At 43.2% G+C, this 26,727-nt stretch carries 21 protein-coding genes and 2 rRNA genes; 3 read left to right on the forward strand and 20 right to left on the reverse strand.

The window, feature by feature from the left end:
* Positions 1–100 precede the first annotated feature (100 nt).
* Both K6V30_RS19585 and K6V30_RS19590 read left to right on the forward strand, forming a co-directional pair.
* On the forward strand, positions 101–754 hold the full coding sequence (locus K6V30_RS19585; protein ID WP_055269607.1) for a DUF4840 domain-containing protein: 654 nt from the start codon (positions 101–103) through the stop codon (positions 752–754).
* A gap of 104 nt (positions 755–858) precedes the next feature.
* Positions 859–1,554, forward strand: coding sequence for a DNA alkylation repair protein (locus tag K6V30_RS19590; protein WP_010538517.1), 696 nt, complete (start codon positions 859–861; stop codon positions 1,552–1,554).
* Positions 1,555–1,637: 83 nt separating this feature from the next.
* Here the strand turns inward: K6V30_RS19590 and K6V30_RS19595 are convergent, their stop codons facing one another.
* From K6V30_RS19595 to K6V30_RS19610, 4 genes are read right to left on the reverse strand one after another with little or no spacing between them, the layout of a single operon-like run.
* A complete protein-coding gene (locus K6V30_RS19595; RefSeq protein WP_055269717.1) occupies positions 1,638–2,987 on the reverse strand; it encodes an ABC transporter substrate-binding protein in 1,350 nt (449 codons plus the stop codon).
* A 26-nt stretch (positions 2,988–3,013) separates the two neighbouring features.
* Positions 3,014–3,808, reverse strand: coding sequence for an ABC transporter permease (locus K6V30_RS19600; RefSeq protein WP_022301177.1), 795 nt, complete (start codon positions 3,806–3,808; stop codon positions 3,014–3,016).
* Positions 3,802–4,602: an ABC transporter permease gene (locus K6V30_RS19605; protein WP_010538520.1), complete on the reverse strand. Its 801-nt coding sequence runs from the start codon at positions 4,600–4,602 to the stop codon at positions 3,802–3,804. The genes K6V30_RS19600 and K6V30_RS19605 overlap by 7 nt, the downstream gene beginning before the upstream one ends.
* 11 nt (positions 4,603–4,613) lie before the next feature.
* Positions 4,614–6,005 (reverse strand): polyamine ABC transporter ATP-binding protein, encoded by a 1,392-nt coding sequence (locus tag K6V30_RS19610; protein WP_083312167.1) that lies wholly within the window; start codon positions 6,003–6,005, stop codon positions 4,614–4,616.
* 138 nt (positions 6,006–6,143) lie between these two features.
* Between K6V30_RS19610 and K6V30_RS19615 the strand changes: the two genes are divergently transcribed.
* Positions 6,144–7,244: a redoxin domain-containing protein gene (locus K6V30_RS19615; protein ID WP_055269605.1), complete on the forward strand. Its 1,101-nt coding sequence runs from the start codon at positions 6,144–6,146 to the stop codon at positions 7,242–7,244.
* A 335-nt stretch (positions 7,245–7,579) separates the two neighbouring features.
* Here the strand turns inward: K6V30_RS19615 and K6V30_RS19620 are convergent, their stop codons facing one another.
* The 16 genes from K6V30_RS19620 to K6V30_RS19695 all read right to left on the reverse strand — a co-directional run bounded on the left by K6V30_RS19620 (position 7,580) and on the right by K6V30_RS19695 (position 26,600).
* Entirely contained in the window at positions 7,580–10,144 is a 2,565-nt protein-coding gene (locus K6V30_RS19620; protein WP_010538523.1) for a glycosyltransferase family 1 protein, read from the reverse strand.
* Positions 10,145–10,182: 38 nt separating this feature from the next.
* Entirely contained in the window at positions 10,183–11,844 is a 1,662-nt protein-coding gene (locus K6V30_RS19625) for a glycogen/starch synthase (RefSeq protein WP_022301180.1), read from the reverse strand.
* Positions 11,845–12,049: 205 nt separating this feature from the next.
* Positions 12,050–12,511, reverse strand: a complete 462-nt coding sequence (locus K6V30_RS19630; RefSeq protein ID WP_005675599.1) for a V-type ATP synthase subunit K — start codon at positions 12,509–12,511, stop codon at positions 12,050–12,052.
* 52 nt (positions 12,512–12,563) lie between these two features.
* Complete coding sequence (locus tag K6V30_RS19635; RefSeq protein WP_055269603.1) at positions 12,564–14,387, reverse strand: V-type ATP synthase subunit I; 1,824 nt, start codon at positions 14,385–14,387, stop codon at positions 12,564–12,566.
* Positions 14,384–14,989 carry a V-type ATP synthase subunit D gene (locus tag K6V30_RS19640; protein WP_005681263.1) on the reverse strand — a complete coding sequence of 202 codons (606 nt, stop codon included), beginning with the start codon at positions 14,987–14,989 and terminating at the stop codon, positions 14,384–14,386. Before K6V30_RS19640 ends, K6V30_RS19635 begins: the two co-directional genes overlap by 4 nt.
* 42 nt (positions 14,990–15,031) lie before the next feature.
* Positions 15,032–16,357, reverse strand: a complete 1,326-nt coding sequence (locus K6V30_RS19645; protein ID WP_008762991.1) for a V-type ATP synthase subunit B — start codon at positions 16,355–16,357, stop codon at positions 15,032–15,034.
* Positions 16,358–16,390: 33 nt separating this feature from the next.
* Positions 16,391–18,148 carry a V-type ATP synthase subunit A gene (locus K6V30_RS19650; RefSeq protein ID WP_055269601.1) on the reverse strand — a complete coding sequence of 586 codons (1,758 nt, stop codon included), beginning with the start codon at positions 18,146–18,148 and terminating at the stop codon, positions 16,391–16,393.
* A gap of 17 nt (positions 18,149–18,165) precedes the next feature.
* On the reverse strand, positions 18,166–19,008 hold the full coding sequence (locus K6V30_RS19655) for a DUF2764 domain-containing protein (RefSeq protein ID WP_010538527.1): 843 nt from the start codon (positions 19,006–19,008) through the stop codon (positions 18,166–18,168).
* Between the two features lie 11 nt (positions 19,009–19,019).
* Positions 19,020–19,610, reverse strand: coding sequence for a hypothetical protein (locus K6V30_RS19660; RefSeq protein WP_010538528.1), 591 nt, complete (start codon positions 19,608–19,610; stop codon positions 19,020–19,022).
* A 224-nt stretch (positions 19,611–19,834) separates the two neighbouring features.
* Positions 19,835–20,281: a hypothetical protein gene (locus K6V30_RS19665; protein WP_011107696.1), complete on the reverse strand. Its 447-nt coding sequence runs from the start codon at positions 20,279–20,281 to the stop codon at positions 19,835–19,837.
* Positions 20,282–20,298: 17 nt separating this feature from the next.
* Positions 20,299–21,099 carry a hypothetical protein gene (locus K6V30_RS19670; protein ID WP_055269600.1) on the reverse strand — a complete coding sequence of 267 codons (801 nt, stop codon included), beginning with the start codon at positions 21,097–21,099 and terminating at the stop codon, positions 20,299–20,301.
* Positions 21,100–21,113: 14 nt separating this feature from the next.
* On the reverse strand, positions 21,114–21,485 hold the full coding sequence (locus tag K6V30_RS19675; protein ID WP_010538531.1) for a GntR family transcriptional regulator: 372 nt from the start codon (positions 21,483–21,485) through the stop codon (positions 21,114–21,116).
* 15 nt (positions 21,486–21,500) lie between these two features.
* Entirely contained in the window at positions 21,501–22,316 is an 816-nt protein-coding gene (locus K6V30_RS19680; protein WP_010538532.1) for a hypothetical protein, read from the reverse strand.
* A gap of 3 nt (positions 22,317–22,319) precedes the next feature.
* The gene (locus K6V30_RS19685; protein WP_010538533.1) at positions 22,320–23,168 is read right to left on the reverse strand and encodes an ABC transporter ATP-binding protein; all 849 of its coding nucleotides are present in this window, start codon (positions 23,166–23,168) and stop codon (positions 22,320–22,322) included.
* Between the two features lie 322 nt (positions 23,169–23,490).
* A 5S ribosomal RNA gene (gene rrf, locus K6V30_RS19690) occupies positions 23,491–23,601 on the reverse strand.
* Between the two features lie 119 nt (positions 23,602–23,720).
* Positions 23,721–26,600, reverse strand: a 23S ribosomal RNA gene (locus tag K6V30_RS19695).
* Between the last annotated feature and the right edge of the window lie 127 nt (positions 26,601–26,727).

The raw sequence follows: 26,727 nt of genomic DNA on the forward strand, positions 1-26,727 counted from the left end.
CTTTTTTATTTTCATGATGCAGTATTCCGTGATTCCCGGTATTTACTCTATGTACGTACACCTTAATTTTGAGAATTAATAATCTAATTTGTTTAACAGTATGAAAACTTTAACTGAAATGAAAAAAGTATGTTGTCTTGGTCGTTTTGTTTTATTGGTAATGGCGTTGGGGCTGGCAAGCACCTTTAGTTCCTGTAGCAGTGATGATGACGAAAGTATTCCGGTATATTCCATCAAAGATGTAGAAGGAACCTACTCCGGTAAAATGCAGACAACATCTGTTGCTCCCCTGGAAAGTACAGGAAATGAAACGGAGGAAGGAGTCGCCGTAAATGCCGAATTGAAAGATAACCATATTTTAATCAGCAAATTTCCGGTAGATGGTCTGATCAAAAGCATTATCACAGATCCGGAGGCTGCCGAAGCCATCATTAAAGCTGTGGGAGATATAGAATACAAAATCCCTTATCAGGCAGCTTTCAACGACAACAAAGATAACATCTTGCTTCAACTTTCACCTGAACCTTTAGTATTGGAAATCGCAATGGAGCAGCCGTCAGTAAAAGCAGAAGGAGAAGAAGAGACTCCCAAACTCACCGTGAAAGTAACAATCAAAGCAGACGAGAAAGGCAAATACGCTTACGAAGGGCAGAAACTAACGTTTGCTATTCAGGCAACGGAAGTTACGGTAAACGAAGAAGTATTTGATACATTTCCGGCTACCACATTTTCTTTTGATATGACTAAGAAATAGGGTGACTGCTTCATTATTTATAGAATAAAAGACAAAAGAGAGTGTGGCTGCATAAAGAAACCACACTCTTTCCACATATTTGCATAAATAATAAATCTACTCTAATGACAACAACAGAAAACGTCCGAAACGAGCTGAAAACGCTGGAAGACCCTACATACAGGGAATTTCATTCTTCTTTAATTCCCGGTGCCGATAATATTCTCGGCGTACGTATCCCGCAACTCAGAACAATGGCTAAAGAAATAGCCAAGAAAGAAGACTGGCGCACGTTCGTCGAAGCAACCGATACACTGTATTACGAAGAGACAATGCTACAGGGAATGGTGATCGGACGTGCCAAGATGGAACCGGAAGAACGAATCAAATACATTCGCCTCTTCGTCCCGCGAATCAATAACTGGGCTGTATGCGACATTTTCTCCGGCGAACTGAAGACAGCGGCACGGAAAGGAAAAGAAACGATATGGCAGTTTGTCCAGCCTTATCTGGAATCAAAAGAAGAGTATCAGCTCCGGTTCGGAATCGTGATGCTGTTTCATTATGTAGATGAGGAGCATATCGATTCATTGCTGGCATATGCCGACCGATTTACACACGGGGCCTACTATGCACGTATGGCAATGGCATGGATGATCTCCATCTGCTTCATTAAATTTCCGGATAAAACAATGAAGTATCTCCAACAGAGCAGGCTGGATAACTGGACCTACAATAAATCATTGCAGAAAATCATTGAATCTCTGCGTGTAGACAAAGAGACGAAAGACATCATCCGTTCCATGAAAAGAGCAGGATAAAAAAAGCGGTGGATGACAAACGATGCCCGGTTCCAACCGTATCATCCGTTTATCATCCACCGCTTACTACCGGGTGTTTTAGCTTACCGCTTCACATTCTTTTTTCTCTTTCTTCTGCTTCTGCGGTTCTGTTGTTTCCGACGATTGTAACGCTGCCATCTCTTATAAATCATCCACCCGCTCATCAAGGCTACCACTACAAAAATCAGAATAGTAATACCTACCCCCAGATTGTCGCCTTTTATGCGCGACCAGATATCCAGCACTTCTTTGGTTTTATCTCCGAAGTCACGAATCATAGCGCAACGTTCCACTACTTTACGGTCGGGATATTGAATCTTGTCAATCTGTATGCTGTCGGCATCCGGACCAAAGAAATAACTCAAATCGGCGTAATAATCCAAAGTCGTATCTACTTTCTCCTCCAGAATCTCCGGAGTAGCGATAGAACTCACATATCCGCAGAAGTCCATATTCCGTAACGCAATGTCCGGACGGCACATAAAGTTGATAAAGTAGCTGGCAGCCACCGGATTCTTCGCATATTTAGGAATCACCCAGCCATCATACCAGATATTACTTCCTTCTTTCGGAACTACATAATCAAGATCTACTCCCACCGCATTCGCCTCTTCAATTGCCCAGATCGCATCACCGCTCCAAGTCATGTTCAGCCATGCTTTATTCTTCGTCATCATCTCTTTGCCGAAGTCCGCTTCCCATCCGGCAATATTCGGCTTCATCGCTTTCAGATACTTCTCGGCCACCTCCATAGCACGCGGCGAATAGTCGTTCATCAAGTCCTCCACCGTCATGGTTCCCTCTTCCAGCTCTTTGGCATGGGCATAGATAACGGCTGTTCCGTAGGCATCCCGGTAACTGTCTTTCATCAGAATCTTGCCTGCATATTTCTTGTCCCAGAGGCATTCCCAAGAGGAAGCATCGGAATCGGGAACAAACGCCCGATTATACAGGATTCCCGCCGTTCCCCACATATAGCAGACCGCATAGCGGCTCGCTTCTTCACCCGGCTGACTCAGCTTATTAATCTGTTCACGGATAAACGGCGCCACATTGTTCATGTAGTTGGGAGAATGGGCAAAAGTGGTGTCAATGGGCAGCAGCAGATGCTTTTTCAGCATTCGCTCAATGATATATTCCGACGGACAAACCACATCAAAATCCTCATGTCCCTTTTCGATCTTCGTCAACATGATCTCGTTGATATCAAATGTCTGATAAACGATGCGGATATTTTCGCCTGTCTGTTCTTTATAGTATGCCTGAAAGTCTTCGAGTACCCCCTCGCCTATATAATCTGCCCAGTTATAGATTTTAAGGACTTTCTCGCGTGGCTCACCGGAATTGTAACAACTGCTCAGAGAACCGGACAGGACCAGTAAAAACAGGATAACAGAAACTATTCTTTTCATTTTATTTACGTAGCAGCACATGTTCATTAATCTTTCTTCTTCGTTTTTCCGGCACGGTAATTAATCACTATGAGCAATGCCAGCACCACCACAAAAATAATAGCGGACAGCGGACGGAGCTCCGGAGTCAGACCTCCTTTGCGGGCATCGGCATAAATATAGGTGGAAAGTGTTTCCAGCCCTTGATTGCCGATCGTAAATACAGTGACGGCAAAATCATCGATTGACAGCGTCAGAGCAAGCATAAAACCGCTGATCATTCCCGGACGAATCTCCGGAATGATCACTTTCCGCAATGCCTGCATAGGAGTGGCTCCCAAGTCGAGGGCAGCTTCATAAATGTTCGGATTCATCTGTTTCAGACGTGGCAGCACGCTTAATACGACGTAGGGAGTACAAAAGGTGATGTGCGCCAGTACTACCGTCGTATATCCTTGCGTGATTCCCAAAGATACGAATAAAAGGAAAAGCGATATACCGGTTATAATATCACCGTTCAGAATAGGAATACTGTTCACAAAGCCAATCGCCTTGCGCGAACGTGCCTTTAAATTAAAGATGCCGATAGCGGCAATGCTACCCAGCAAGGTAGATACAGTGGCAGCCAGCAACGCGATGGTAATGGTATTGATCAGGGCGTTCATCAGAGAGTGATGGGCACCTGTATTAAAAAGCGATGAATAAAGTCTGGTGGAAAATCCGGTCCAGTTGCCTAATACTTTGGCTTCGGTAAAGGAATAGATCACAATAATCACAATAGGGGAATACAGCAACAACAGCAATATCCACAAGTAAGTCTGCGCGAATATCTTCTTTACCATAAGCCTCCTCCTTCGTTAGTATTGTCCTTATCATCGGTGCTGAACAGCGAAGTAGCAGCTATCAGCAACAACATGATCAGCGAAAGCGCCGCTCCATAGTTCCACATACTGTTATTGATATTTTCCTGAATAGTAGTACCAAACAACTTGATGTTGTTCATCGTCAACAGCTCGGCAATGGCGAATGTCGAAATGGTCGGCATAAACACCATCATGATACCGCTCATCACTCCCGGCATGGAAAGCGGAAGAACTGCCTTGAAAAAGACTTGTACCGGATTGGCTCCCAAATCCTGTGCCGCCTCAATATAGCTATGATCCATCTTCTGCAAGGTATTATAAATGGGATAGATCATAAAAGGAATAAAGTTGTAGACCATACCGAATATCAACGCCCCTTCTCCCAGCGGAACGCTGAAGAAATCGAACAAGGCGACAGTGGCAAGGGTACGCACCAGTATATTCACCCACATAGGCAGAATAAACAGTACAACCATCGTTTTGGAACGGTTCAACTTGCTGTTGCTTAATATCCAGGCTGCGGGATATCCCAGCAGGATACAGATAAGAGTAGTAATAATGGCAATACCTATGGAATAGACGAAGGTATTGATGGCTTCGGGATGTTCGAAGAACTTTTGAAAATTGGCGAGTGTCAGATGACCGTTATCATCGGTAAACGCATACACGACAATCAGAAGCAACGGTATGACCACAAAGATCGCCGAGAAAATAATGTAAGGAAGAGTCCAGCTCTTACGTGATGACAAAAATACTATAAACTTCTTATTCACTTCCTTTCCTGTTAATCGGTTATTTTAATTACACGAATCGCATCCGGAGGGATAGTAATACCCACACGGTCTCCGTCATCCCAGACATCATTCGTGTCTACAAACACATTCTCGTCCCAGTCAGACCATACGGTCAGATGGTAGTGGTCTCCTTTATAAAGGATGAACTTCACTTCTCCCGTCAACGTACCGTCTTCTTCGTTATCCTGAAGAATCACTTTATCAAAGTCCACTTCTACCTTGACATCTGCTCCGGATTCCGGACCTTCCACAGAAGCACATTCGAACGTACAGCCCAGAAACTCTACATGAGTAGCATCCTGCAACTTACCTTCAAACGTATTGCATACACGTTCTTTCTTCATGATATGAATATCGAACGGTTTCACCAGCAGACCGACCTCTGCACCGACTTCGAAATGATGATAATCCTGAACCAGAAATTCATATCCACCGCAAAGCACGGTCATTTCGTAGTGCACTCCTTTGAAGATCGAAGTCTGTACCACACCGGTCAGCTGTGCCATATCCGAAACCGGAAAGATATAAAGGTCTTCCGGTCGGATCACTACGTCCACCGGAGTATTTTCGCCAAAGCCTTCGTCCACACATTCAAATTCCGTACCGCAGAAGCGTACCAGTTTATCATGAATCATCGTTCCGTTGAGAATATTACTCTCTCCGATAAAATCAGCCACAAATGAATTGATCGGCTCATTGTAGATATCAATCGGCGTACCGATCTGCTGAATCTTTCCTTCACTCATCACAACGATTGTATCACTCAACGTCAGTGCCTCCTCCTGATCATGAGTCACGTATACGAAGGTAATGCCCAGAGATTTATGCATTTCTTTCAATTCCATCTGCATATCCTTACGCATTTTCAGGTCGAGCGCAGCCAATGGTTCGTCGAGCAGTAACACTTCCGGCTCATTGACAATCGCCCGGGCAATAGCTACACGCTGCTGCTGGCCACCGGAAAGAGAATCGACATCCCGATACTCGTAATCTGTCATACCAACCATCTTCAAAGCGGCTTTCACTTTCTTGCCGATCGTCTGTTTCGGCGTCTTTTTCAGCTTCAGCCCAAAAGCAATATTGTCGTATACATTCAAATGCGGGAACAGAGCATATTTCTGGAATACCGTGTTCACCGGACGTTTGTGGGGAGGAGTCTGTGTGATTTCCTTACCCGAAATTCGGATTTCGCCTTCCGAAGCTGTCTGAAAACCGGCAATGAGACGCAACAATGTCGTTTTTCCGCAACCGGAAGGACCGAGAATCGTTACAAACTCGCCCTTTTTCACGTTCAGAGTTACATCATCCAATGCTGTCTTGTCGCCAAAAAACTTCGAGACATGGCTAACCTCAATGATGGATTTGTCTTCTTGCATATTCATACTAAAGTTTGGGCTGCAAAGGTACACATTTCTGCGATTTCCACCTACGTGTTAATCTAATATAACAGTGTTTTTCGATGGCAGACAGAAAAAAAATCTATCTTTGCATAAATATTTATTCACTAATTTTACAAAAGCATGAAAAAGTTAACTTATTTAGTTATTGCGGCGGCAGCGTTGGGCATGGTAGCTTGTACCGGAAACAAAGCCGGATACGTTATCACAGGTACAGTAGAAGGCGCTGCCGACGGCGACACTGTTTACCTTCAGGAAGCAACAGGCAGAAATCTTACTAAACTAGATACCGCAGTCATCTCTAAAGGTACTTTTACCTTTGAAGGCACACAGGATTCTGTAGTAAACCGTTATGTCACTTGCGAAGTAAACGGAGAACCGCTTATGATTGATTTCTTCCTCGAAAACGGTAAAATAAACATTGCCCTGACAAAGGATAATGATTCTGCAACCGGTACTTCAAACAATGACGCTTACCAGGCTATCAGAACTCAAATCAATGATATCAGCAAAAAGATGAACGCCATCTACGAAGCGATGGGCGACTCTTCTTTAAGTGACGAGCAGAAAGAAGCCAAACAAAAAGAAGGTGCACAGCTGGAAGAAGAATATGATAAAGTAATCAAAGAAGGAGTACAGAAAAACATCACCAATCCGGTAGGTGTATTCTTGTTCAAACAGACTTTCTACAATAACTCTACTGAAGAGAATGCTGCTTTGTTGGAACAAATCCCGGCTAATTTCCAAAATGACGAAACAATCGTAAAAGTAAAAGAGCAGACTGAAAAACAAAAGAAGACTGCCGTAGGTACTAAGTTCATTGACTTCGAAATGCAGACTCCGGAAGGTAAAACTGTGAAACTGTCTGATTACGCAGGCAAAGGCAAAGTGGTACTGGTTGACTTCTGGGCTAGCTGGTGTGGTCCTTGCCGTCGTGAAATGCCTAATCTTGTAGAAGCTTACGCTCAATACAAAGGCAAAAACTTCGAAATCGTTGGCGTATCGCTCGACCAGGACGGTGCCGCATGGAAAGAATCGATCAAAAAACTGAATATGACTTGGCCGCAAATGTCCGACCTGAAATTCTGGCAAAGCGAAGGTGCACAGCTTTATGCAGTAAACAGCATTCCTCACACTGTGCTGATTGACGGCGACGGTACTATCATTGCCCGTGGTCTTCACGGAGAAGGTCTGCAAGCTAAGTTAGCGGAAGTAATCAAATAAATGAAGCTGATAAGAGACTTCACCTGATGAAGTAACAATTGTGCCATACCGTTGTCACACTTGTGCCACCGTGTTGGCACAGTTATGCCACGCCGTTGGCACAGTTGTGCCAATAGGATGGCACAACATCCGACAAGGTATCTTATTCTTGTTAACGCAGTAGGTTAATCTGATTCAAGTACAGGCACTTTTGCCGAAGATACTGATCTTATCCACGCCGTTACATTGAGATATAAAAAGATAGCCCCTGCAATTTCGACCGCTCGAATTGCAGGGGCTTCTTTTATATAGGGACGCCAAGCAGGGAAGCATCACTTCCCTGCTCCGTCAAGCTATCAGATAAACCAGCGCACGTAACAGAAGTCCTGACGGTGCGGAAGCTCCGGATTCTTCGGGAACATACGGTAAGACACCTTGAAGCTACCGGCATTTGACAGGCTGTGTTTAACCTGGAATGTGTACAGGTTGCCTTCTTTCTTGATCACACTAAACGGTTCTACAGAGTAAACGTGCTGTTTGCCATCCGCAGTGGTATAAGTAGTTACCAATTCAAGTCCTATAGCATCATTCAAGCCTTTCTCGTCGATCACGTAAGTAATAGTATATTCTTTTCCGCTTTCGATATCACCAGCTTTCAATTCTTCTACCTTGTCGCAAGATACGATTTCGATAGAATCCCATTTAGAGACTACTTCTTCTTTCCATGCAGCAATTTCTTTTGCCTTTGCATTGTCATCGGCAGACAACATCTGGAAGCGTTTTGACAACTTGTTGTAGAATTTATTATAGTAGTCATCCAACTGACGTTTCATTGTATAGTGAGGAGCAATCTGAGCGATGGAATTCTTCACTACCTTGATCCATCCTTCCGAGTAGCCCTTCTTGTTACGAGCATAGTACAACGGCAGGATTTCTGTTTCAAGAATACTGTAGATAGTAGCAGCATCCAACTGATCCTGATGTTCCTGATTCTGATAAGTACGTTTTTCAGTCAACGCCCATCCTGCACCTTCACGGTAGCCTTCCAGCCACCATCCGTCTAATACAGAGAAGTTGACAACACCGTTCATCAAAGCCTTTTCACCTGATGTACCGGATGCTTCCAACGGACGTGTCGGAGTGTTCAACCAGATATCAACGCCTGAAACCAGACGACGCGCCAACTGCATATCGTAGTTTTCGAGGAAGATAATCTTACCCAGGAATTCCGGACGACGGGAGATTTCGATAATACGTTTGATCAGACCCTGTCCTGCTCCATCATGCGGATGAGCCTTACCTGTAAACAGGAACTGTACCGGATAGTCGGGGTTGTTCACAATCTTAGAAAGACGTTCCAAGTCAGTAAACAACAGGTGCGCACGTTTGTAAGTAGCGAAACGACGACCGAAACCAATCAGCAACGCATTCGGGTTAATCTTGTCCATCAATGAAACGATGCGCGAAGGATCTCCCTGGTTTTTCAACCATGTATCACGGAATGATTTGCGGATATAATCCACCAACTTATTCTTCATCGTCATACGAGTCTTCCAGATCTCTTCATCGGGTACATTATAGATGGCTTCCCAAATCTTAGGATTCGACTGGTCGAACCAGAAGTTTTCGTTGAAATATTTAAAGTACAGTTCTTTCCATTCGGTAGCACTCCATGTGGGGAAGTGAACACCATTAGTCACATAACCTACATGTATTTCTTCGGGGAAGTAACCTTTCCAGATAGTAGAGAACATCTCCTGAGAAACTTTTCCGTGCAGCCAGCTTACACCGTTTACTTCCTGAGAAGTGTTGCAGGCAAATACCGACATACAGAAACGTTCGCCCTTGTCACCCGGATTGTTACGTCCAAGATCCATCAGGTCGTCCCAGCTGATACCCATTCTAGCAGGATAACCACCCATGTACTTACCGAACAAACCTTCGTCGAAGTAGTCGTGACCGGCAGGAACCGGAGTATGAACTGTATAAAGAGAAGAAGCGCGAACCAGCTCGATAGACTGATCGAATGTCAGTCCGGTAGCTACATAGTCGCAGATACGCTGCACATTGATCAATGCAGCATGTCCTTCGTTACAATGATAAACATCTTTTTTGATACCCAATGCTTTCAGTGTCAGGATACCACCGATACCCAACAGGATTTCCTGTTTCAGACGGTTTTCCCAGTCGCCACCATAAAGCTGATGAGTAATAGGACGGTCGAACTCGCTGTTCATTTCATTATCTGTATCCAGCAGATACAAAGAAATACGTCCTACATTTACACGCCATACGTTAGCATGTACATAATAATCCAGATAAGGAACATCCACCACCAACGGCTGACCATTCGCATCCATCACACGGTCGATAGGAAGTTGGCCGAAGTTCTGCGCTTCGTAGTTGGCAATCTGCTGCCCATCCATAGACAACGTCTGAGTAAAGTAACCGTAACGATACAGGAAACCTACCGCACAAAGATCTACATTGCTGTCAGAAGCTTCTTTCAAGTAGTCACCGGCCAATACACCCAGACCACCGGAATATATTTTCAGGACGCTGCTCAAACCATATTCCATGCTGAAATAAGCTACAGACGGACGGTTTTCATCCGGCTTCACATCCATGTAATCTCTGAATTTTGTATAAACATCATTCATTCTCCTCAGAATCACCTTGTCTTTTGCCAACGCTTCCAGCTTCTCATAGCTCATACGTTCCAGCAACAACACAGGGTTCTGGCCACATTCTTTCCAAAGTTCCGGATCTAGATCTCTAAATAGTTCTGTCGCTTCAAAATTCCATGCCCACCAGATGTTGCGTGAAATCTCGGACAATTTCTCCAACTCAGCCGGGATACGTGACTTCACTGTAACCTCTTTCCAGTTCGGAGTATTCACATTACTAACTTTAATTTTCATAATGTTTTTTGTTTACTTATTGATAATAAAATATTTCTTTAGCCTAACTGACGCTTCATGGCATTGCGCAAGGCAATATCATAAGCCTCGTAATAATATTGAATGAAGTGTTTCCACAATGCCTGCTCTGCAACATCTGCCGCATGCTTACGGATCTCCTTCACTTCTTTTTCCGACTTATCTGCAAACAGCGTAATCGTATCTTTGATGCCATCCGCCACTTCCGAATCATTATAGTCCGAACGATGCAGCACTTCCACTCCATCATTGATACCATGCTGATTCTTCAGGCTGTTCACCCAAAGGCCAAAACCTGCCAGATCAGTAGTAATGGTAGGCACACGAAACGCTACACTTTCCAGCGGAGTATATCCCCACGGTTCGTAATAGGAAGCATATACGCTCAAATCCTGTCCCAGCAATATATCATAATACTCTTTATTCAGAATACCATCACGCCCGTCCAGATAGCAAGGCACAAAAATCACCTTTACTTTATCTTCGGGACGATTGCCCATTCCCAGATATTTCAGCATATCCAGCACCTGGTCATGCGTCATATTGTGCAACCAATGAGTGATGAAAGGAACTTCAAGCGGTGTATCAAATTTTTCTTTGCTTTTCAGACGTTCCTGCAAGTCTTCACGGGGATCTCCTACCCAACCGGGGACATTGATAAACGCCAATACGTTCTTATGGAGCTTTTTATCCCTGTTCAGACGGTTCAATGACTCCAGGAATACGTCAATACCCTTGTTCTTGAATTCATATCGACCACTGGTACCGATAATTAACGTATCGTCATCCAGATTTGTTCCCAACAATTTATTGGCTACGTTCAACATCAATGAGCGGGCACGTTTACGTTTTCCAGTAAATGTACTGCCTTTAGGTACGAAATCGTCCTCAAAACCATTCATCAGTACTACATCTGCCGGTTTATCGAGCAATTCCTTGCACTCATTATTCGTAATTTCACTTACTGTCGTAAAACAGTCTACATAATGCGCCGTCTGCTTCTCAATAGAGTGCTTTGACTGCATATTCAGTTCCTGCGCCATCTGGTCGCCGTTATAAGCAAACAGATAGTCATACAGCGGCTTATGATTGCCGGCTATCGAGCGTCCGATGGAAGTAGCGTGGGTTGTAAAAATAGTAGCCACTTCGGGGACAGCTTCCTGTACATAAAGTGCTCCCATTCCGGTCATCCATTCATGTGCCTGATATACCACCTTATCCGTTTCTGTCAGGTTGTAGCGGTAGAAACTCTCTACTACTTTTCCGGCAGCGTACGAAAACATAGAAGCCTCGTCGTAATCGCCATAAGCGTGCAACGAGTCTACTTGAAAACGATTCCACATTTCTGTGTATATATCGTTCTTCTTTTCAAAAAAAGGTTGGAAATCAACAAGAATGACAATAGGTTCACCGGGTATATTCCATCGTCCTACACGGACGGAAAGATGATCGTTTTTGAATGCGTGCTTTTTCCAGTCAGCGCACAGATTATCCGACTCGATGAATAGAGGGTTCTCTTTTCCTTGCCACACATCAGGACCTATGAAAAAAATTCTGTCGCGGAATTTTTCCTGCAATGTATTCGCCCGTGTCGACAATACGGTGTATATCCCTCCCACTTTATTACATACTTCCCAGCTGGACTCGAAGATATAATCGGGGGTTAATAAATCTTTTACCATATAATATATTAAAACTCTTTTTAGTATGCGAGTGCAAAAGTACGCATTATTCTTTGAAAAATAATACTTTATGCGAAAAATATGAGTTAATAAGAGGAAAGAAAGGTTAGCCCGCCATGAAAAAAGAATATCCCCTTGCAAACGCAAAGCTGCATTCACAAGGGGATTGAAAGATCTTTATTAAAAAATATCGTTGCGGAAAAATTTACGCGAGTGCACTACCGATCAAGAAGGTAGCAGCCAAAGCAACGATAGCGTAAAGTTCCGGGAATACGGCAAGAATCAATGTATTACTAAACACGTTGTGTCCCTGACCGATAGCTGCGATACCGTTTGCACAAACTTGTCCCTGACGGATAGCCGAGAACAATGCAACCAATCCCAAAGCAATACCTGCACCCAAAACTGCTGATGCCTGGATCGCAGTGATTTCCGGAGTCAGAATACCGAAGATAGTCTGAAACATAAAGTAACCGGCAAAACCGTACAGACCCTGTGTACCCGGAAGTGCTGTCAATACAAGGAAGTTACCGAATGCACTATCATTCTTTTTCAATGCGCCGATAGCAGCGTTACCTGCAATAGTTACTCCGTAAGCACTACCAATGCCTGACAAACCAACCATAACCGCGATGCCAATGTAGGCAATAAACAAATTCATTTCCATAATCTTATTCTATTTTTATTGTTTAATTCTTAACTTGTTATTTCTCAATATTCTATTCTAAATTTCTAAAAGGCTTGTATTCCTTGCCGCCTCCTTCATAACCGGAGTTCTTGAAGAACTCCACGAATGTCAGACGCATCGGGTGAACCATTGCACCGAGCACATTCATGAAGATATTGATGGCATGACCGATCACAAAGATCAGCACCATTACAATAGGACCTGCTATCACGTTATCCGGACTCATACCTACTGCCAGGCTGTTGAATACTCCCGCCAGAATGCCTCCGGAAAGTCCGAGGGCAAACAGACGAACGTAGGACAAGACATCCCCCAGCAGACCGGTAGCCATGTTATATGAATCCCATAACCCAAGTCCGATATTCATAAAGATGTTCTTTCCCGGACTATTATAGAGGAATATCATCGCACCGGAGATACCCAGAATAACCAGATGCACTGTACCTCCCATCGGCAGCACGTTCGGCAACAAAGCCGAAACAGCCATTGAAACCAACAGGATAATCCATCCGATTGTCGCTACTGCATACTTGAAACCAAACTGAATTGTCTGATTCACCGCTTTGAGTACCATACCGAACAGAATCTGAATAGCACCCAAAATCAGTGACAACTGGAACATATCGTTGTTGTCCATCAGAACCGCATGTTTCAGACGTTGCACGATAGGCCAGTCCAGATCATAAATGTTCGCTCCGAAGAATGTACCTGTCAGCAAACCGCAGAAGAAGGTTGAAACAGCCAGCACCTGTATCAGCGACAGGATGGACTTCATGGATGGAGTCACTTTCTTTGCCATCAACCGGTATGCCGTAGCTCCGAGAAACAGGAAAAGTCCATATCCGGAATCTCCCAGACAGAGCCCGAAGAAAACCATAAAGAACGGGGCAAAGAACGGTGTCAAGTCCAGTTCGTTATACTTCGGAAGCATATACAGTTTACAGATCGGTTCAAACCAGGCAAAGAATCCCTTGTTATTCAGCCGAATAGGAACATTATCACCCGGCATCGGATCGGTAATCTCATAATATACATGTGCATCGTTCAGATAAGCCTCTATCTCTACTTTACTGTAGGCAGGAGCCCATCCTTCAACCAGCATCAGTTTATCACCGGCTGCCTGTTCTGAACTCAATACTACTTTAGAGAATTCAATCTGCCCCTGCAATTCCTTCAGAGCTGCCTTCAGGGAAGGTACATCTGTTTCAGAAAGTGCAACCAGTTTCTTTTCGTTCTCTTCAATAGCTTGTTCCGTTGTATCATACAACGTTTCAAGATGTGCCAGCGAATAAGCGGGAAGTTTGGCCTGTTCTACATCCAGATCTACTTCCTGACCGGCTTTGGTGACGGTCACAAAGAACACTTTGGAAGAAATACGGTTAATGATCATCGCATTGTATTCCGTCTCCCATTCTTCTTTATAGTTTCCTTCCGAACAGCTATAGAAACCGATCACATAACCGGCATCTTTCAACTTCCGGACACCTGCCGGATCAAAGTTGCCCCATGCCTGCAATGCCTCCTTTTCCTTGGCATAACCTTGCAGTTGCTGAGACAATTTGCCATGCTCTGTCTGCAAAGCATCCACTTCGTCCAATACCTGCAAACCACGAGCGGCAGTTCCTCCTTCCGCTGCAATTACAGCATCCTTCTCATGCTTCTGATTCTGAAGCAGTTTCAGAGTAGCTGTCAGACGGTTGGAAAGACGGATATTCTCTTGCAGTTCCGTATTGTCGGCAGCACCTTGCTGTTTCTCCACGATGTGAACCACGCCAAGTTCGCGCAGGCTGTTCAGGAATTCTTCGTATTCCTTATGATAAACCAGGAATGTAAGTTTCTTCATTTTTGTAATCATGCCTCTACCTCCTTCCTTTTTTCCTGATGGGACTTCATGATCTTTTGCGATGATTTCGACAGGTTCTCTTCATCTTCCATAAACCGCTTGATCTTTCGCAATGCATCCTGATAGCCCGGTATCTGTACCTTCTCAAAAAGATTCACCTTCTGAGTGGTCTTTTTCCTCGCATGTTCTAGCAGGTTCAGCTTGGCGAGCATAAACTCACGTTCAATTGCCGTATGAGCAAGTTCCTCCAGCAAATGGATACCGTCGGCATACCATTTGGGAGCATTAAACATACTGTACGGACGTATCTCGAAATCGATATTTTCGAGTAGCGGTACACGTACACCCGCAATCTTTTTCACGCCAAGATGAACATCATTCACCTTTATCAATGAAGCGTCAAACTCATTCCAAAGGGCGAACATGGCTTCATAGGCTTGAATTTGTTGTTCGAGCCTATCCTCCAGATCGGCAGCTTCCGTTTTACAGCGTTTCACTTCCATGCGGAGGGCGCTTTCCTTATTCTTAATGATAGGAAGCGTACGCACCCGCACTTTCAGTTGCTTTTCGAGCTGCTGAAGAGAGGTCTTGTTATATTGAAACTTTATAGCCACGTTGTTTTTGCTAATTATTAGTTATAAATTACTAGTTGCTAATTATTCACCTTTCGGCCAGTATTGGTCAACAAGTTCCTTCTTGATATTCACTTCTTCCGGACGGAAATATTCACCGAACAAGCCCCAGGCCACATCCAGCATTTCAGTAGTATCAAGGTTGACATCAATGGCCAGCAACTGGTTAGAATAGTCCTTCGCAAAAGCCAACGTACGTTCGTCGTAATTGGTCAGGTCAAAACCGTTTTCCATCTTAGTCTTTGCATTTGCAGCATCGGCATACAGACGTACAGCGGCATTCATCACCTGCGGATGGTCTTTACGTGTCTTTTTACCGGTTACCAGCTGTTTCAGACGAGACAATGAACGGAACGGGTCAACAATGACCTTACCGATATCACTGTCACGACGCAAGAACAACTGTCCTTCCGTAATATAACCCGTATTATCAGGCACAGCGTGCGTGATATCGCCACCGGACAATGTCGTCACTGCAATAATCGTAATAGAACCACCGGAAGGGAACTGTACCGCCTTTTCGTAAATCTTCGCCAAGTCCGAATAGAGCGAACCCGGCATAGAGTCTTTAGACGGAATCTGGTCCATACGGTTAGATACGATTGCCAACGCATCGGCGTAGCTGGTCATATCAGTTAGCAGTACCAGTACTTTCTCATTATTGTTTACAGCGAAATATTCAGCAGCGGTCAATGCCATATCCGGAATCAACAAACGTTCTACCGGAGGATTTTCCGTTGTATTCATGAAACTCACAATACGGTCGAGAGCACCGGCATTAGAGAATACGTTCTTAAAGTACAGGTAGTCATCGTTGGTCATACCCATACCGCCCAGAATAATCTTATCTGTTTCAGCACGCAATGCCACGTTTGCCATCACCTGATTAAAAGGCTGGTCAGGGTCGGCAAAGAACGGAATCTTCTGGCCGGATACCAGTGTATTATTCAAGTCGATGCCGGCAATACCCGTTGCAATCAACTCCGACGGTTGTTTACGACGCACCGGATTCACTGACGGACCACCGATTTCCACTTCCTGTCCTTCAATTTCCGGACCTCCGTCAATCGGATCACCGAAAGCATTGAAGAAACGTCCTGCCAACTGCTCACTCACCTTCAACGTAGGCGATTTGCCGAGGAACACTACTTCAGCGTTGGTAGGAATACCTTCCGTACCTTCAAATACCTGCAGAGTGACATCGTCACCGGCAATCTTAACCACCTGTGCCAGTTTACCGTTCACAGTGGCAAGCTCGTCATACCCTACTCCTGTCGCTTTCAGCGAACAAGTAGCCTTGGTAATCTGAGTAATCTTGGTATATATCTTTTGAAAAGCTTTTGTTGCCATCTATATATTTACAATTTAGCTATTTACAATTTACTATTTAACGCTTCTTTCGACAATCAGTTCTTTTAATTGCTGCTGGAACCCTTCGTACTGCTCTGATTTGAACTTCGAGTAGTTCATCTGCTTACAGACATTGATCATTTTCTTGAAGTAATCCATTACCTCATTGAAGTTTTCAAATTCAAATTCTGTATGACAGATATCTATGATCATATTCAGAATAGCTTCCTGACGTTCCATCGGAGTTACCGAGTCCACCTCATCAAAGGCATCCTGCTGCAGGATTACGAAGTCGATCAGTTCAGATTTCCAGAAGATAACATGGTATTCTACAGGTACACCGTCATCACCCAGAATGTTGATTTGTTCGGCAATTTCTTTACCACGCTGCAAACGGGTTTTAAGCTCATTCACTTTACCGATCCATTCATCATTGATATGATCTTTGATATATTCTTCAAATTCCGGATATTCGATATATTTGGAATATGAGTCAATCGGATTCACAGCCGGATAACGTTTCTTGTCGGCACGGTCCTGTTCCAGTGCGTAGAAACAACGGGCTACCTTCTTTGTGTTTTCTGTTACAGGCTCCTTCAAGTTACCTCCGGCAGGTGACACCGTACCGATAAAAGTAATTGAGCCGGTCTCGTCGTTATTCAGTTTTACATAACCTGCACGGCCATAGAAGTTAGAAATAATAGCAGAAATATCCATTGGGAACGCATCCGGTCCGGGCAATTCTTCCATACGGTTGGACATTTCACGCAATGCCTGTGCCCAACGGGAAGTAGAGTCAGCCATCAGCAATACTTTCAATCCCATCGAACGATAATATTCAGCCAATGACATAGCTGTATATACAGACGCTTCACGGGCTGCTACCGGCATGTTAGAAGTATTCGCGATAATGATTGTACGTTCCATCAGCTTACGCCCCGTATGCGGGTCAACCAGTTCCGGGAATTCCGTAAAGATTTCCACAACCTCGTTTGCACGTTCACCACAAGCCGCGATAATTACGATATCCGCTTCTGCCTGTTTGGAAATAGCATGCTGAAGCACTGTCTTGCCTGTACCGAACGGACCGGGGATAAATCCCGTACCACCTTCTACAATCGGGTTCAGCGTATCAATAACACGTACACCGGTCTCCAGCAATTTGAAAGGACGCGGTTTTTCTTTATAATTCGTCATAGCCCGTTTCACCGGCCATTTCTGAATCATAGTCACCGGAATGTCATTTCCTTCCTCGTCTGTCAGAATAGCAATTGTATCTTCTATTTTATAATCCCCTTCGGGCATAATCGTTTTGACGGTAGCCGTTCCATTCATAGTAAACGGAGCCATAATTTTCAGCGGCTGGAAGTTTTCATCCACTTGTCCCAGCCATGCGGAAGCCACCACTTTATCACCGGCGCTCACCATCGGAACAAAATGCCATATACGTTCTTTATCCAACGGATATGTATATTGTCCTCTTTTCAGGAAAACACCGTCCATCTTGTCAAGGTCGTTTTGCAGACCGTCATAGTTTTTCGATAACATACCCGGACCCAAGGTCACTTCAAGCATGTGTCCTGTAAATTCGGCTTCGGCGCCCACCTTCAGTCCACGTGTGCTTTCGAACACCTGAACATACACATGCGAACCTACAACCTTAATCACCTCCGCCATCAATCTATCGCCACCGGTAGAGATATAACAAATCTCATTCTGAGCTACCGGGCCGTCAACGACGAGGGTCACCATGTTGGCAATAACGCCACTAACAGTTCCTTTTGTTGCCATATATTTTTTTAAATTTATTATCTGAATTCTGCGGGAATCTGTACCTCATTCTTCAGCGATTCAATAATGCTTCGGAACAATTGATTTCCTCTTTCCTTATCCAATGAAATCCAACGCTCAATCATTTCCAGCTTCAGTAAGAAAGCGAAAATACGTTCTACAGTGAAATAATCGAAGAAGATAGCATCTTCCATCCAGTTCCACCGCAGAGCATCCAATTTCTTTTCACGTTCCACCAGTTCCGTAATCTCACTGATCTTCACCAGCGATTCAAAAACATCCACTTCACCGGACAAACCAAAATCGCGGGCACTGGATGTACGCAAAGCTTCGCACACTTCCGTATTTCCTACAATATAGGAAACAATATCCCATTTGAATTTACGGGCTGTAAATGCAACAAGAATATTATTAATGTTCAGATTGAATTCAAACCAGGAAGAGACGAACTTATTTCCGCATTTCATAGCATGTTCATAATACAGAGCAGCCAGATGGTCTTCCTGCAACACCATGCTTTCAGCCGGAGTATTCAGATAGTCGGAAATAAAAGTAGATAAATAGGAAGGGAATTCTTTAGGACTGATCTCACCGCCTTCTTTCAGAATAGAAATATACTCGGTGAGTTCCGCAGCAGAATAGTTTCCCCGTTTGTCTATTTCCGCCTCTTTGTCTTTGAGGAGTTTCAACACGTTGGCATTATCAAACTTCAGATAGAACAGGTCAATCAACTTCTGGTCTGAAGCAGACAATCCACTGTAGATTTCGGTTTTAAAATCGGCTACTGTATAGCTCAGTTTACTGTCCTCCAGAGTGAGCTCCGGCAAACCGGCTACCAAGTAATAGTATTTACTACTCATAGTCGCTTCTTTTAAAATAGCATTTCTACCAATTGAGGACGCAAGAACGCTTTGAAGTAATTCATGAATTCTTCTTCTCCGAAGTTCACCTTATATGAACCGTCCGCCGGAGAAACCGTGAATAAAGTTTTGATACCGTTCACTTGTTCGATAGTCACACCTTTATCCAGCAGAGCTTTTGCATGAGCTGCGAAATACTTTTTCAGTGATTCAGCGTCAGCCGTTGAGATGACAATAGGTTCATCTACACTCCATTTGGATGCCAGCGCAACGATAAACGCATTCAGATAATCCTTATCCTGAGCGAAATCCTTCACAGAAGCGGTTATCAACTTGTCAGTGACCATCGTTGCAATCTCGGATTTGAGTGCATTGACAGCCTGACCGGAAAATAGTTTTAACTCTGATTTTGTATTATCTGCCAGTTCATCAGCAGATTTACGAGAGGCAGCAACAATTGAGTCAGCTTCTTTACGAGCATCTTCAATAATCTTCTTTGCTTCTTCCTGAGCATTCGCGATAAGTCTCTGCGCTTCCTCGTTTCCCTTTTCCACGCCTTCACGATAAATCTTATCGGTCAACTCTTGAATTTTGTTTTCCATATTAACAGGAGTATTTAGTATTATTACTATATTAACTGTGTGTCTCTGTAAGATTCTCGCCAAATTTACAAAAATCAATTTGATAAAAAAGAGAAAGACGCAAAGAAAACGCCTCTCTTCTTATAAAATCACACTTTTACACCAATTTTATTCCGGTTATATCCTAGTAATATTACTAAATGACACCTGCTTTAAAATATTATAATGAATAAAATACTCAAAAACTACTTTTGTCTCGATTTGATATATTTTTCTTCTTCTCCTGTTATCATATCAAGCCCGATACCTTTAATTACTGTTTTTCTTCGTTGATAAATACCCAAATACTTAGATTCAACTTCATAAGTAATCTGGGGATAAAAAACAAAGTCCCACAGTCTCTCCCTATATATCGGCTTTATCGTATCGGGCATACTCAGAGCCTCCTTCCATTCTTTCAACTGAGCCGGAGAGCTTTCTGACGAACTACCCGCTGTACTCAATACCAGACACCCCAATAAATAAGTTTTCTCTATCGTTTCTTTATAATTACTCAATCTGCCTTCCGGCATCGTATCCAGCATATTATTACTAATATCTACCTTCCGAAATCCGTCTAAATCAGGTTTGGAAGTACAAGCAAACAAACAAGCTGACAGACTTAAAACTGCAATAGACTTTATGACTTTCATTTCCTTTTCATTTATGTTCAACGATTCAATATGATCTCACTCTTCTGATTCAAGGTCAGCTCAAGTTCTGCATCTCTGACCTGAGGACTCCAGAAGATACGATTACAATTCATACCTGGCCGATACTTATGCGAATCTTTTCCTGATAAATACAGATTCTCAACCATAAACTGAGTAGTCTCACGACTTCTAAAAGTCCCTAACTCTTCATAATAGTTTGTTGCCTCTACCCGCTCAGCTTTCAATTGCAACTTCTCTCCTTTTATATCCAACGAACGAAAGCGACAAGAAGTCAATGAGATATTCTGCCATTCGTCATTAAAGAGATATAAAGAGTCCAAACACAATTTCCTTACATTAATATCCAGCCTAGCCGCACGATTCTCAATAGATAACAATGTTGAATCCGTTTTCAATTCCAGATTCAAACCATCTAAAACCAATCTGCATCCATTTTCTACCTGTCTAATTACCTGATAGATATCTTCATTATCCAGATTAATTTCAATCAATAAGCAATCCCCTTCTTGTGTCACATGCAAATATTGACTTTTCGGATACACAAATATACTCTTACCTGAAGAGTGAGAGGCTTCCACATCCAACTTACCTAATACGCCTATATGATCTTTATCTATCTTCCCTAACTTTTCAACAACCTTCACATGACGGATTCCCGTCATTTCTATTTCAGTCCGCTCACCTTCCATTGATAAACGATTATCGGTTTTCTCACCGCCAGGTGTCTGCAGAAGGATAGGTATAAAGAATAAGCCCAATACAAAAAGTCCTATTATTATATATGTTGTGCGTTTCATATCTTATCTGTTTATTATTGATTTTGTCTTTGTATAAACTCATAATACATCTTCTCTATTTCTTTGATAGAAATACCAAGTGTATAAAGTTGCCTGAAAAAGCTGCCGACTTCTTCTTTTAAGAATTGCTCTTTTCGCAATGAATGAATCAGCATCTTTGCCCCGGACGCTACAAAAAAGCCAATCCCTCTTTTATTGTAAATCACCTCCTGAGACTGAAGATACTCATACGAACGCATTACTGTATTTGCATTCACTTCTACAATAGACGCATATTCCCTGACAGAAGGGATACGTCCTTCTTCCTCGTATTGTCCCAACAAGATATCATCACAAATACGGTCGGCTATCTGTAAATATATTGCTCTGCTTTCTTTAAAATTCATACATACCCTCCTTTTCTATATTCGATGGATTACTTCCGACTCTTTCAAGCGGAAATAAGTCAATGTCCAATTTATAATAGTCAATATTGGGAATAAAATATATCCCCACTTAAAGAAAAACAAAATCAAGGTTGAAAGAGTACTATTCTCTGAAAAACGAGTGAAAGCTACTACTCCCCAATTATAAAGAAAGGCAACAAGCACAATACTAATAAGTGTTTTTATAAAAGAGTTCTTAGGCCAAACAATACTCCCCAGTAAAAACAATGATTGAATATATACATTAAGTAATATTAGCAAAGAACCATCTTTCCAACTATGGCATAGTGAATACCCTCCATCTCCCTGACCAACAAAGTGTTTGAAGTCAGTAACTTCAATAAAAGGTATTTCTGAATATATTGCAGAATAAAAAAGTACACGTGTATAATCCGCCAGCCAAATAGATAGAAAAATAAGTAAAGGAAGAATAAGCACATATACCAGCCATCGAAAGAAAAACTTCTCAAAGACAGTAGCAGGAATCATCAACATTGTAATACGACCTGTTTTACATTTCATGGTTTTAAATGCAAAAGAAGTTCCCAAGCACATAAATGCCCACCAAGACCACATCCAAAAGACCAACGTAAATATATGAACATTTAAATCATTTGTTTTAGTAAGTATATTAAAACTACTATAATCAGTATAGCTATACCAAATCAATATAATTGCCATTATTAAATACATTACCAACAACTGAAGCACATACAACTTCCAATTCTCTAAAATCTCTTTACGGCATAATTTTCCAAAGCGAGAAAAACTAAAAAATGTATCCTTTATCATAATCTATTCTTCTTGAGCGTGAAACAAATTAGCAATCTTTTGTGGTTGTGCCAGTATTGCATTAAATAGCAGTTCTATGTTGATATCTGAATCTTCGTTGTGTTCATTCAGTAAAAGCAAACTATTCCCATGCAAAGAAGGAACGGCAAAAAGCGCTTTATCAATCAGACTACGGTCATCACTTTCCTTAAAGCACAATTTCTCGCATATATGCACTGTCGATTCATTCAATAATACCCGGCTTTCATCCATGATCATAACAGAATCCAGCATTTTGTCTATATCACGTATCTGATGAGTTGAAATCACAATTGTTTTATTATCTGTCATCCCCGATGCCATAAATTTGCGAAACTGGCTCTTTCCCGGAATATCCAATCCATTTGTCGGTTCATCCATCAATAAAAGAGAAGTATTGGTAGCTAAAGCAAAACTCATAAATACTTTCTTTTTTTGCCCCATAGAAAGTGCTCCTAAATTCACATCCATATCCATTTCAAAACAATGAAGATACTTATACATATCCTCTTTGCTAAAGTTTGGATAAAAAGGAGCATTCAAGTCAATATACTTTTTCAATGATATAGAAGGTAATTCAAATTCTTCCGGAACCAAGAACATATCCTGCAATGTCATTGGCAGACGAGAACGGACATTTATATCATGGTACATTATTTTCCCTTTTTTCGGAGTCAATAATCCAGTCATCAAATAAAGGAGAGTTGATTTCCCTGCCCCATTACGTCCCAACAGTCCATAAACCCGACCTGCCTCTAAAGAAAAAGAAAAGTCGTGTAATACCATGTGCTTTGATTTGGGATAAGTAAAAGATAAATTCTCAACTTTAATCATAATATTATTTTTTTAGCTGTTAGAGCTAATATATGGCTCTAAGTGTATTAGTTCAATAGTACACTACAAAAGTATGCATTTGTTCTGAGAAAACAAAAGAAAAGGAAAATAAATTAGATCAAACTACAGAAAATCAACAGGAGAGAATATGATTTCGATAGAATAAGACGTTTTAAAAGCAGGAATCATTCGAATCCGATTGAACTAAAATGAAGCTAATATATGGCTTTATAAAGATAAAAGATAGAATATAGCAAAGATGATGGATGGGTATAAATACAGAAATCCCCGCCAGTCAATAAAGACTGGCGGGGACTCTTTAAAACGGCGGCTACCTACTCTCCCACTGTTACGCAGTACCATCGGCGTGACGAGGCTTAACTTCTCTGTTCGGAATGGGAAGAGGTGGAACCCTCGTGCTATAACCACCTGAATGAATTCAATAAGGTTATGACATGATGAAAAGTAAAATTCAAGTAAGATATCAAAAATCCAATTTAATGAACTTGCTGATACGATCGCTAAACGTATATATCCAATCCGTACAAAGCCGGAAGAAAGTGGACGGGCAATTAGTAATGCTCGGCTTTGATGTTACCACCTTTACACCTGCATCCTATCAACGTCATCGTCTTTAACGACCCTAAGAAATCTAATCTTGTGGCTGGCTTCGTACTTAGATGCTTTCAGCACTTATCCAATCCCGACTTAGATACCCAGCAATGCACCTGGCGGCACAACTGGTAAACCAGCGGTCAGTCCAACACGGTCCTCTCGTACTAGTGTCAGAGCCACGCAAATTTCATACGCCCACGATAGATAGAGACCGAACTGTCTCACGACGTTCTGAACCCAGCTCGCGTGCCACTTTAATGGGCGAACAGCCCAACCCTTGGGACCTTCTCCAGCCCCAGGATGTGACGAGCCGACATCGAGGTGCCAAACCCCTCCGTCGATATGAGCTCTTGGGAGGGATCAGCCTGTTATCCCCGGAGTACCTTTTATCCTTTGAGCGATGTCCCTTCCATACGGAAACACCGGATCACTATGCTCTAGTTTCCTACCTGATCGACTTGTAAGTCTCCCAGTCAAGCGCCCTTATGCCATTACACTCTGCGGACGGTTACCAATCGTCCTGAGGGCACCTTTAGAAGCCTCCGTTACTATTTTGGAGGCGACCACCCCAGTCAAACTACCCACCAAACAGTGTCCTCGTATCAACGAGTTAGAACTCAAATAATCAAAGGGCCGTATTTCAACAGCGACTCCACACAAACTGGCGTCTGCGCTTCAAAGTCTCCGGCCTATCCTACACATCAATTACCCAAATTCAATGTTAAGCTATAGTAAAGGTTCACGGGGTCTTTTCGTCCCATCGCGGGTAATCGGCATCTTCACCGATACTACAATTTCACTGAGCTCACGGTTGAGACAGTGTCCAGATCATTACACCATTCGTGCAGGTCGGAACTTACCCGACAAGGAATTTCGCTACCTTAGGACCGTTATAGTTACGGCCGCCGTTTACTGGGGCTTCAATTCAATGCTTCTCTTGCGATGACATCTCCTCTTAACCTTCCAGCACCGGGCAGGTGTCAGGCTGTATACATTATCTTTCAATTTCGCACAGCCCTGTGTTTTTGTTAAACAGTTGCCTGGACCTATTCTCTGCGCCCAACTCTCGTTGGGACCCTTTATCCCGAAGTTACAGGGTCAATTTGCCTAGTTCCTTAACCGTGAATCACTCAAGCGCCTTAGTATATTCAACCCGACTACGTGTGTCCGTTTGCGGTACGGGTACCTTAAGGATTAAGTTTAGCGGATTTTCTTGGGAGTATGATTACACGCACTATTGGATTGTTCCGAAGAACGCTCCATACTATCAGGTTCGACTCTTATCCCGGATTTGCCTGGGATAATCAACATCTACACCCTTCAACGGACTATTCCGTCAGTCCGCGGCGCTGTCACGCCTCCGTCTCCACGTCACTCCTTAAGGTAGTACAGGAATATTAACCTGTTCTGCCATCGGCCTCACCGTTCGGCTGAGCCTTAGGACCCGACTAACCCTGATCCGATTAGCGTTGATCAGGAAACCTTAGTCTTTCGGCGAGGGGGTTTCTCACCCCCTTTATCGTTACTTATACCTACATTTGCTTTTCCACACGCTCCAGCAAAGCTCACGCTTCACCTTCGACGCTGAGTGGAATGCTCCCCTACCGATCCTTACGGATCCCATAGCTTCGGTAAAACACTTGATGCCCGATTATTATCCACGCCAAACTCCTCGACTAGTGAGCTGTTACGCACTCTTTAAATGAATGGCTGCTTCCAAGCCAACATCCTAGCTGTCTTAGCAATCTGACTTCGTTAGTTCAACTTAGTGTTTATTTCGGGACCTTAGCTGATGGTCTGGATTCTTCTCCTTTAGGACATGGACCTTAGCACCCATGCCCTCACTCCTGTGATAGAACTAATGCGCATTCGGAGTTTATCAAGACTTGATAGGCGGTGAAGCCCTCGCATCTTATCAGTCGCTCTACCTCACATTAGTAACTCACAAGGCTGCACCTAAATGCATTTCGGGGAGTACGAGCTATCTCCAAGTTTGATTAGCCTTTCACCCCCACCCTCAGTTCATCCGGAAGCTTTTCAACGCTTATCGGTTCGGTCCTCCAGTTAGTGTTACCTAACCTTCAACCTGACCAAGGGTAGATCACTTGGTTTCGCGTCTACTCCTTCCGACTCGACGCCCTGTTCAGACTCGCTTTCGCTTCGGCTGCGCATCTCAAGATGCTTAACCTTGCCGGAAAAAGTAACTCGTAGGTTCATTATGCAAAAGGCACGCCGTCACTGCTTACGCAGCTCCGACCGCTTGTAGGCGCACGGTTTCAGGGACTATTTCACTCTTCTGTTCGAAGTGCTTTTCACCTTTCCTTCACAGTACTGGTTCGCTATCGGTCTCTCGGGAGTATTTAGCCTTACCGGATGGTCCCGGCAGATTCACGCAAGATTTCTCGTGTCCCGCGCTACTCAGGATACCACTACGCTTAATCTGACTTCATATACAGGACTATCACCGTCTATGGTTCCACTTTCCAGAGGATTCTATTCATCAGATGTCTTGCGATATCGTGGTCCTACAACCCCACACATGCCGTAACATGGGTGGTTTGGGCTATTCCCCGTTCGCTCGCCACTACTAGGGGAATCATTATTATTTTCTTTTCCTACAGGTACTAAGATGTTTCAGTTCCCTGCGTTAGCCTCCATCAAAGATGGATGACATTCCTTCAGAATGCCGGGTTGTCCCATTCGGAAATCTCTGGATCAAAGGTTATTTGCACCTACCCAGAGCTTATCGCAGCTTATCACGTCCTTCATCGCCTCCGAGAGCCAAGGCATCCGCCATGCGCCCTTGCTTACTTTCTTTCAAACTTACTTAACCGATGATGGAGAATGGAATTTCGAAAATGCTTCTGCATTCTCAACAGCCATGTACCATATCTGTTACGTACGGTTCGATATATACTTTTAGCTCTTTACTAAATTTTACTTT

The organism is Bacteroides faecis, assembly GCF_020091505.1.
GTDB lineage: Bacteria > Bacteroidota > Bacteroidia > Bacteroidales > Bacteroidaceae > Bacteroides > Bacteroides faecis.

Bases quoted from the DNA above. Each gene is read 5' to 3' on its own strand.
- K6V30_RS19585 (WP_055269607.1), top strand. From the start codon at position 101: ATGAAAACTTTAACTGAAATGAAAAAAGTATGTTGTCTTGGTCGTTTT.
- K6V30_RS19590 (WP_010538517.1), top strand. From the start codon at position 859: ATGACAACAACAGAAAACGTCCGAAACGAGCTGAAAACGCTGGAAGAC.
- K6V30_RS19595 (WP_055269717.1), bottom strand. From the start codon at position 2,987: ATGAAAAGAATAGTTTCTGTTATCCTGTTTTTACTGGTCCTGTCCGGT.
- K6V30_RS19600 (WP_022301177.1), bottom strand. From the start codon at position 3,808: ATGGTAAAGAAGATATTCGCGCAGACTTACTTGTGGATATTGCTGTTG.
- K6V30_RS19610 (WP_083312167.1), bottom strand. From the start codon at position 6,005: ATGAATATGCAAGAAGACAAATCCATCATTGAGGTTAGCCATGTCTCG.
- K6V30_RS19615 (WP_055269605.1), top strand. From the start codon at position 6,144: ATGAAAAAGTTAACTTATTTAGTTATTGCGGCGGCAGCGTTGGGCATG.
- K6V30_RS19620 (WP_010538523.1), bottom strand. From the start codon at position 10,144: ATGAAAATTAAAGTTAGTAATGTGAATACTCCGAACTGGAAAGAGGTT.
- K6V30_RS19625 (WP_022301180.1), bottom strand. From the start codon at position 11,844: ATGGTAAAAGATTTATTAACCCCCGATTATATCTTCGAGTCCAGCTGG.
- K6V30_RS19630 (WP_005675599.1), bottom strand. From the start codon at position 12,511: ATGGAAATGAATTTGTTTATTGCCTACATTGGCATCGCGGTTATGGTT.
- K6V30_RS19635 (WP_055269603.1), bottom strand. From the start codon at position 14,387: ATGATTACAAAAATGAAGAAACTTACATTCCTGGTTTATCATAAGGAA.
- K6V30_RS19645 (WP_008762991.1), bottom strand. From the start codon at position 16,357: ATGGCAACAAAAGCTTTTCAAAAGATATATACCAAGATTACTCAGATT.
- K6V30_RS19650 (WP_055269601.1), bottom strand. From the start codon at position 18,148: ATGGCAACAAAAGGAACTGTTAGTGGCGTTATTGCCAACATGGTGACC.
- K6V30_RS19655 (WP_010538527.1), bottom strand. From the start codon at position 19,008: ATGAGTAGTAAATACTATTACTTGGTAGCCGGTTTGCCGGAGCTCACT.
- K6V30_RS19660 (WP_010538528.1), bottom strand. From the start codon at position 19,610: ATGGAAAACAAAATTCAAGAGTTGACCGATAAGATTTATCGTGAAGGC.
- K6V30_RS19665 (WP_011107696.1), bottom strand. From the start codon at position 20,281: ATGAAAGTCATAAAGTCTATTGCAGTTTTAAGTCTGTCAGCTTGTTTG.
- K6V30_RS19670 (WP_055269600.1), bottom strand. From the start codon at position 21,099: ATGAAACGCACAACATATATAATAATAGGACTTTTTGTATTGGGCTTA.
- K6V30_RS19675 (WP_010538531.1), bottom strand. From the start codon at position 21,485: ATGAATTTTAAAGAAAGCAGAGCAATATATTTACAGATAGCCGACCGT.
- K6V30_RS19680 (WP_010538532.1), bottom strand. From the start codon at position 22,316: ATGATAAAGGATACATTTTTTAGTTTTTCTCGCTTTGGAAAATTATGC.
- K6V30_RS19685 (WP_010538533.1), bottom strand. From the start codon at position 23,168: ATGATTAAAGTTGAGAATTTATCTTTTACTTATCCCAAATCAAAGCAC.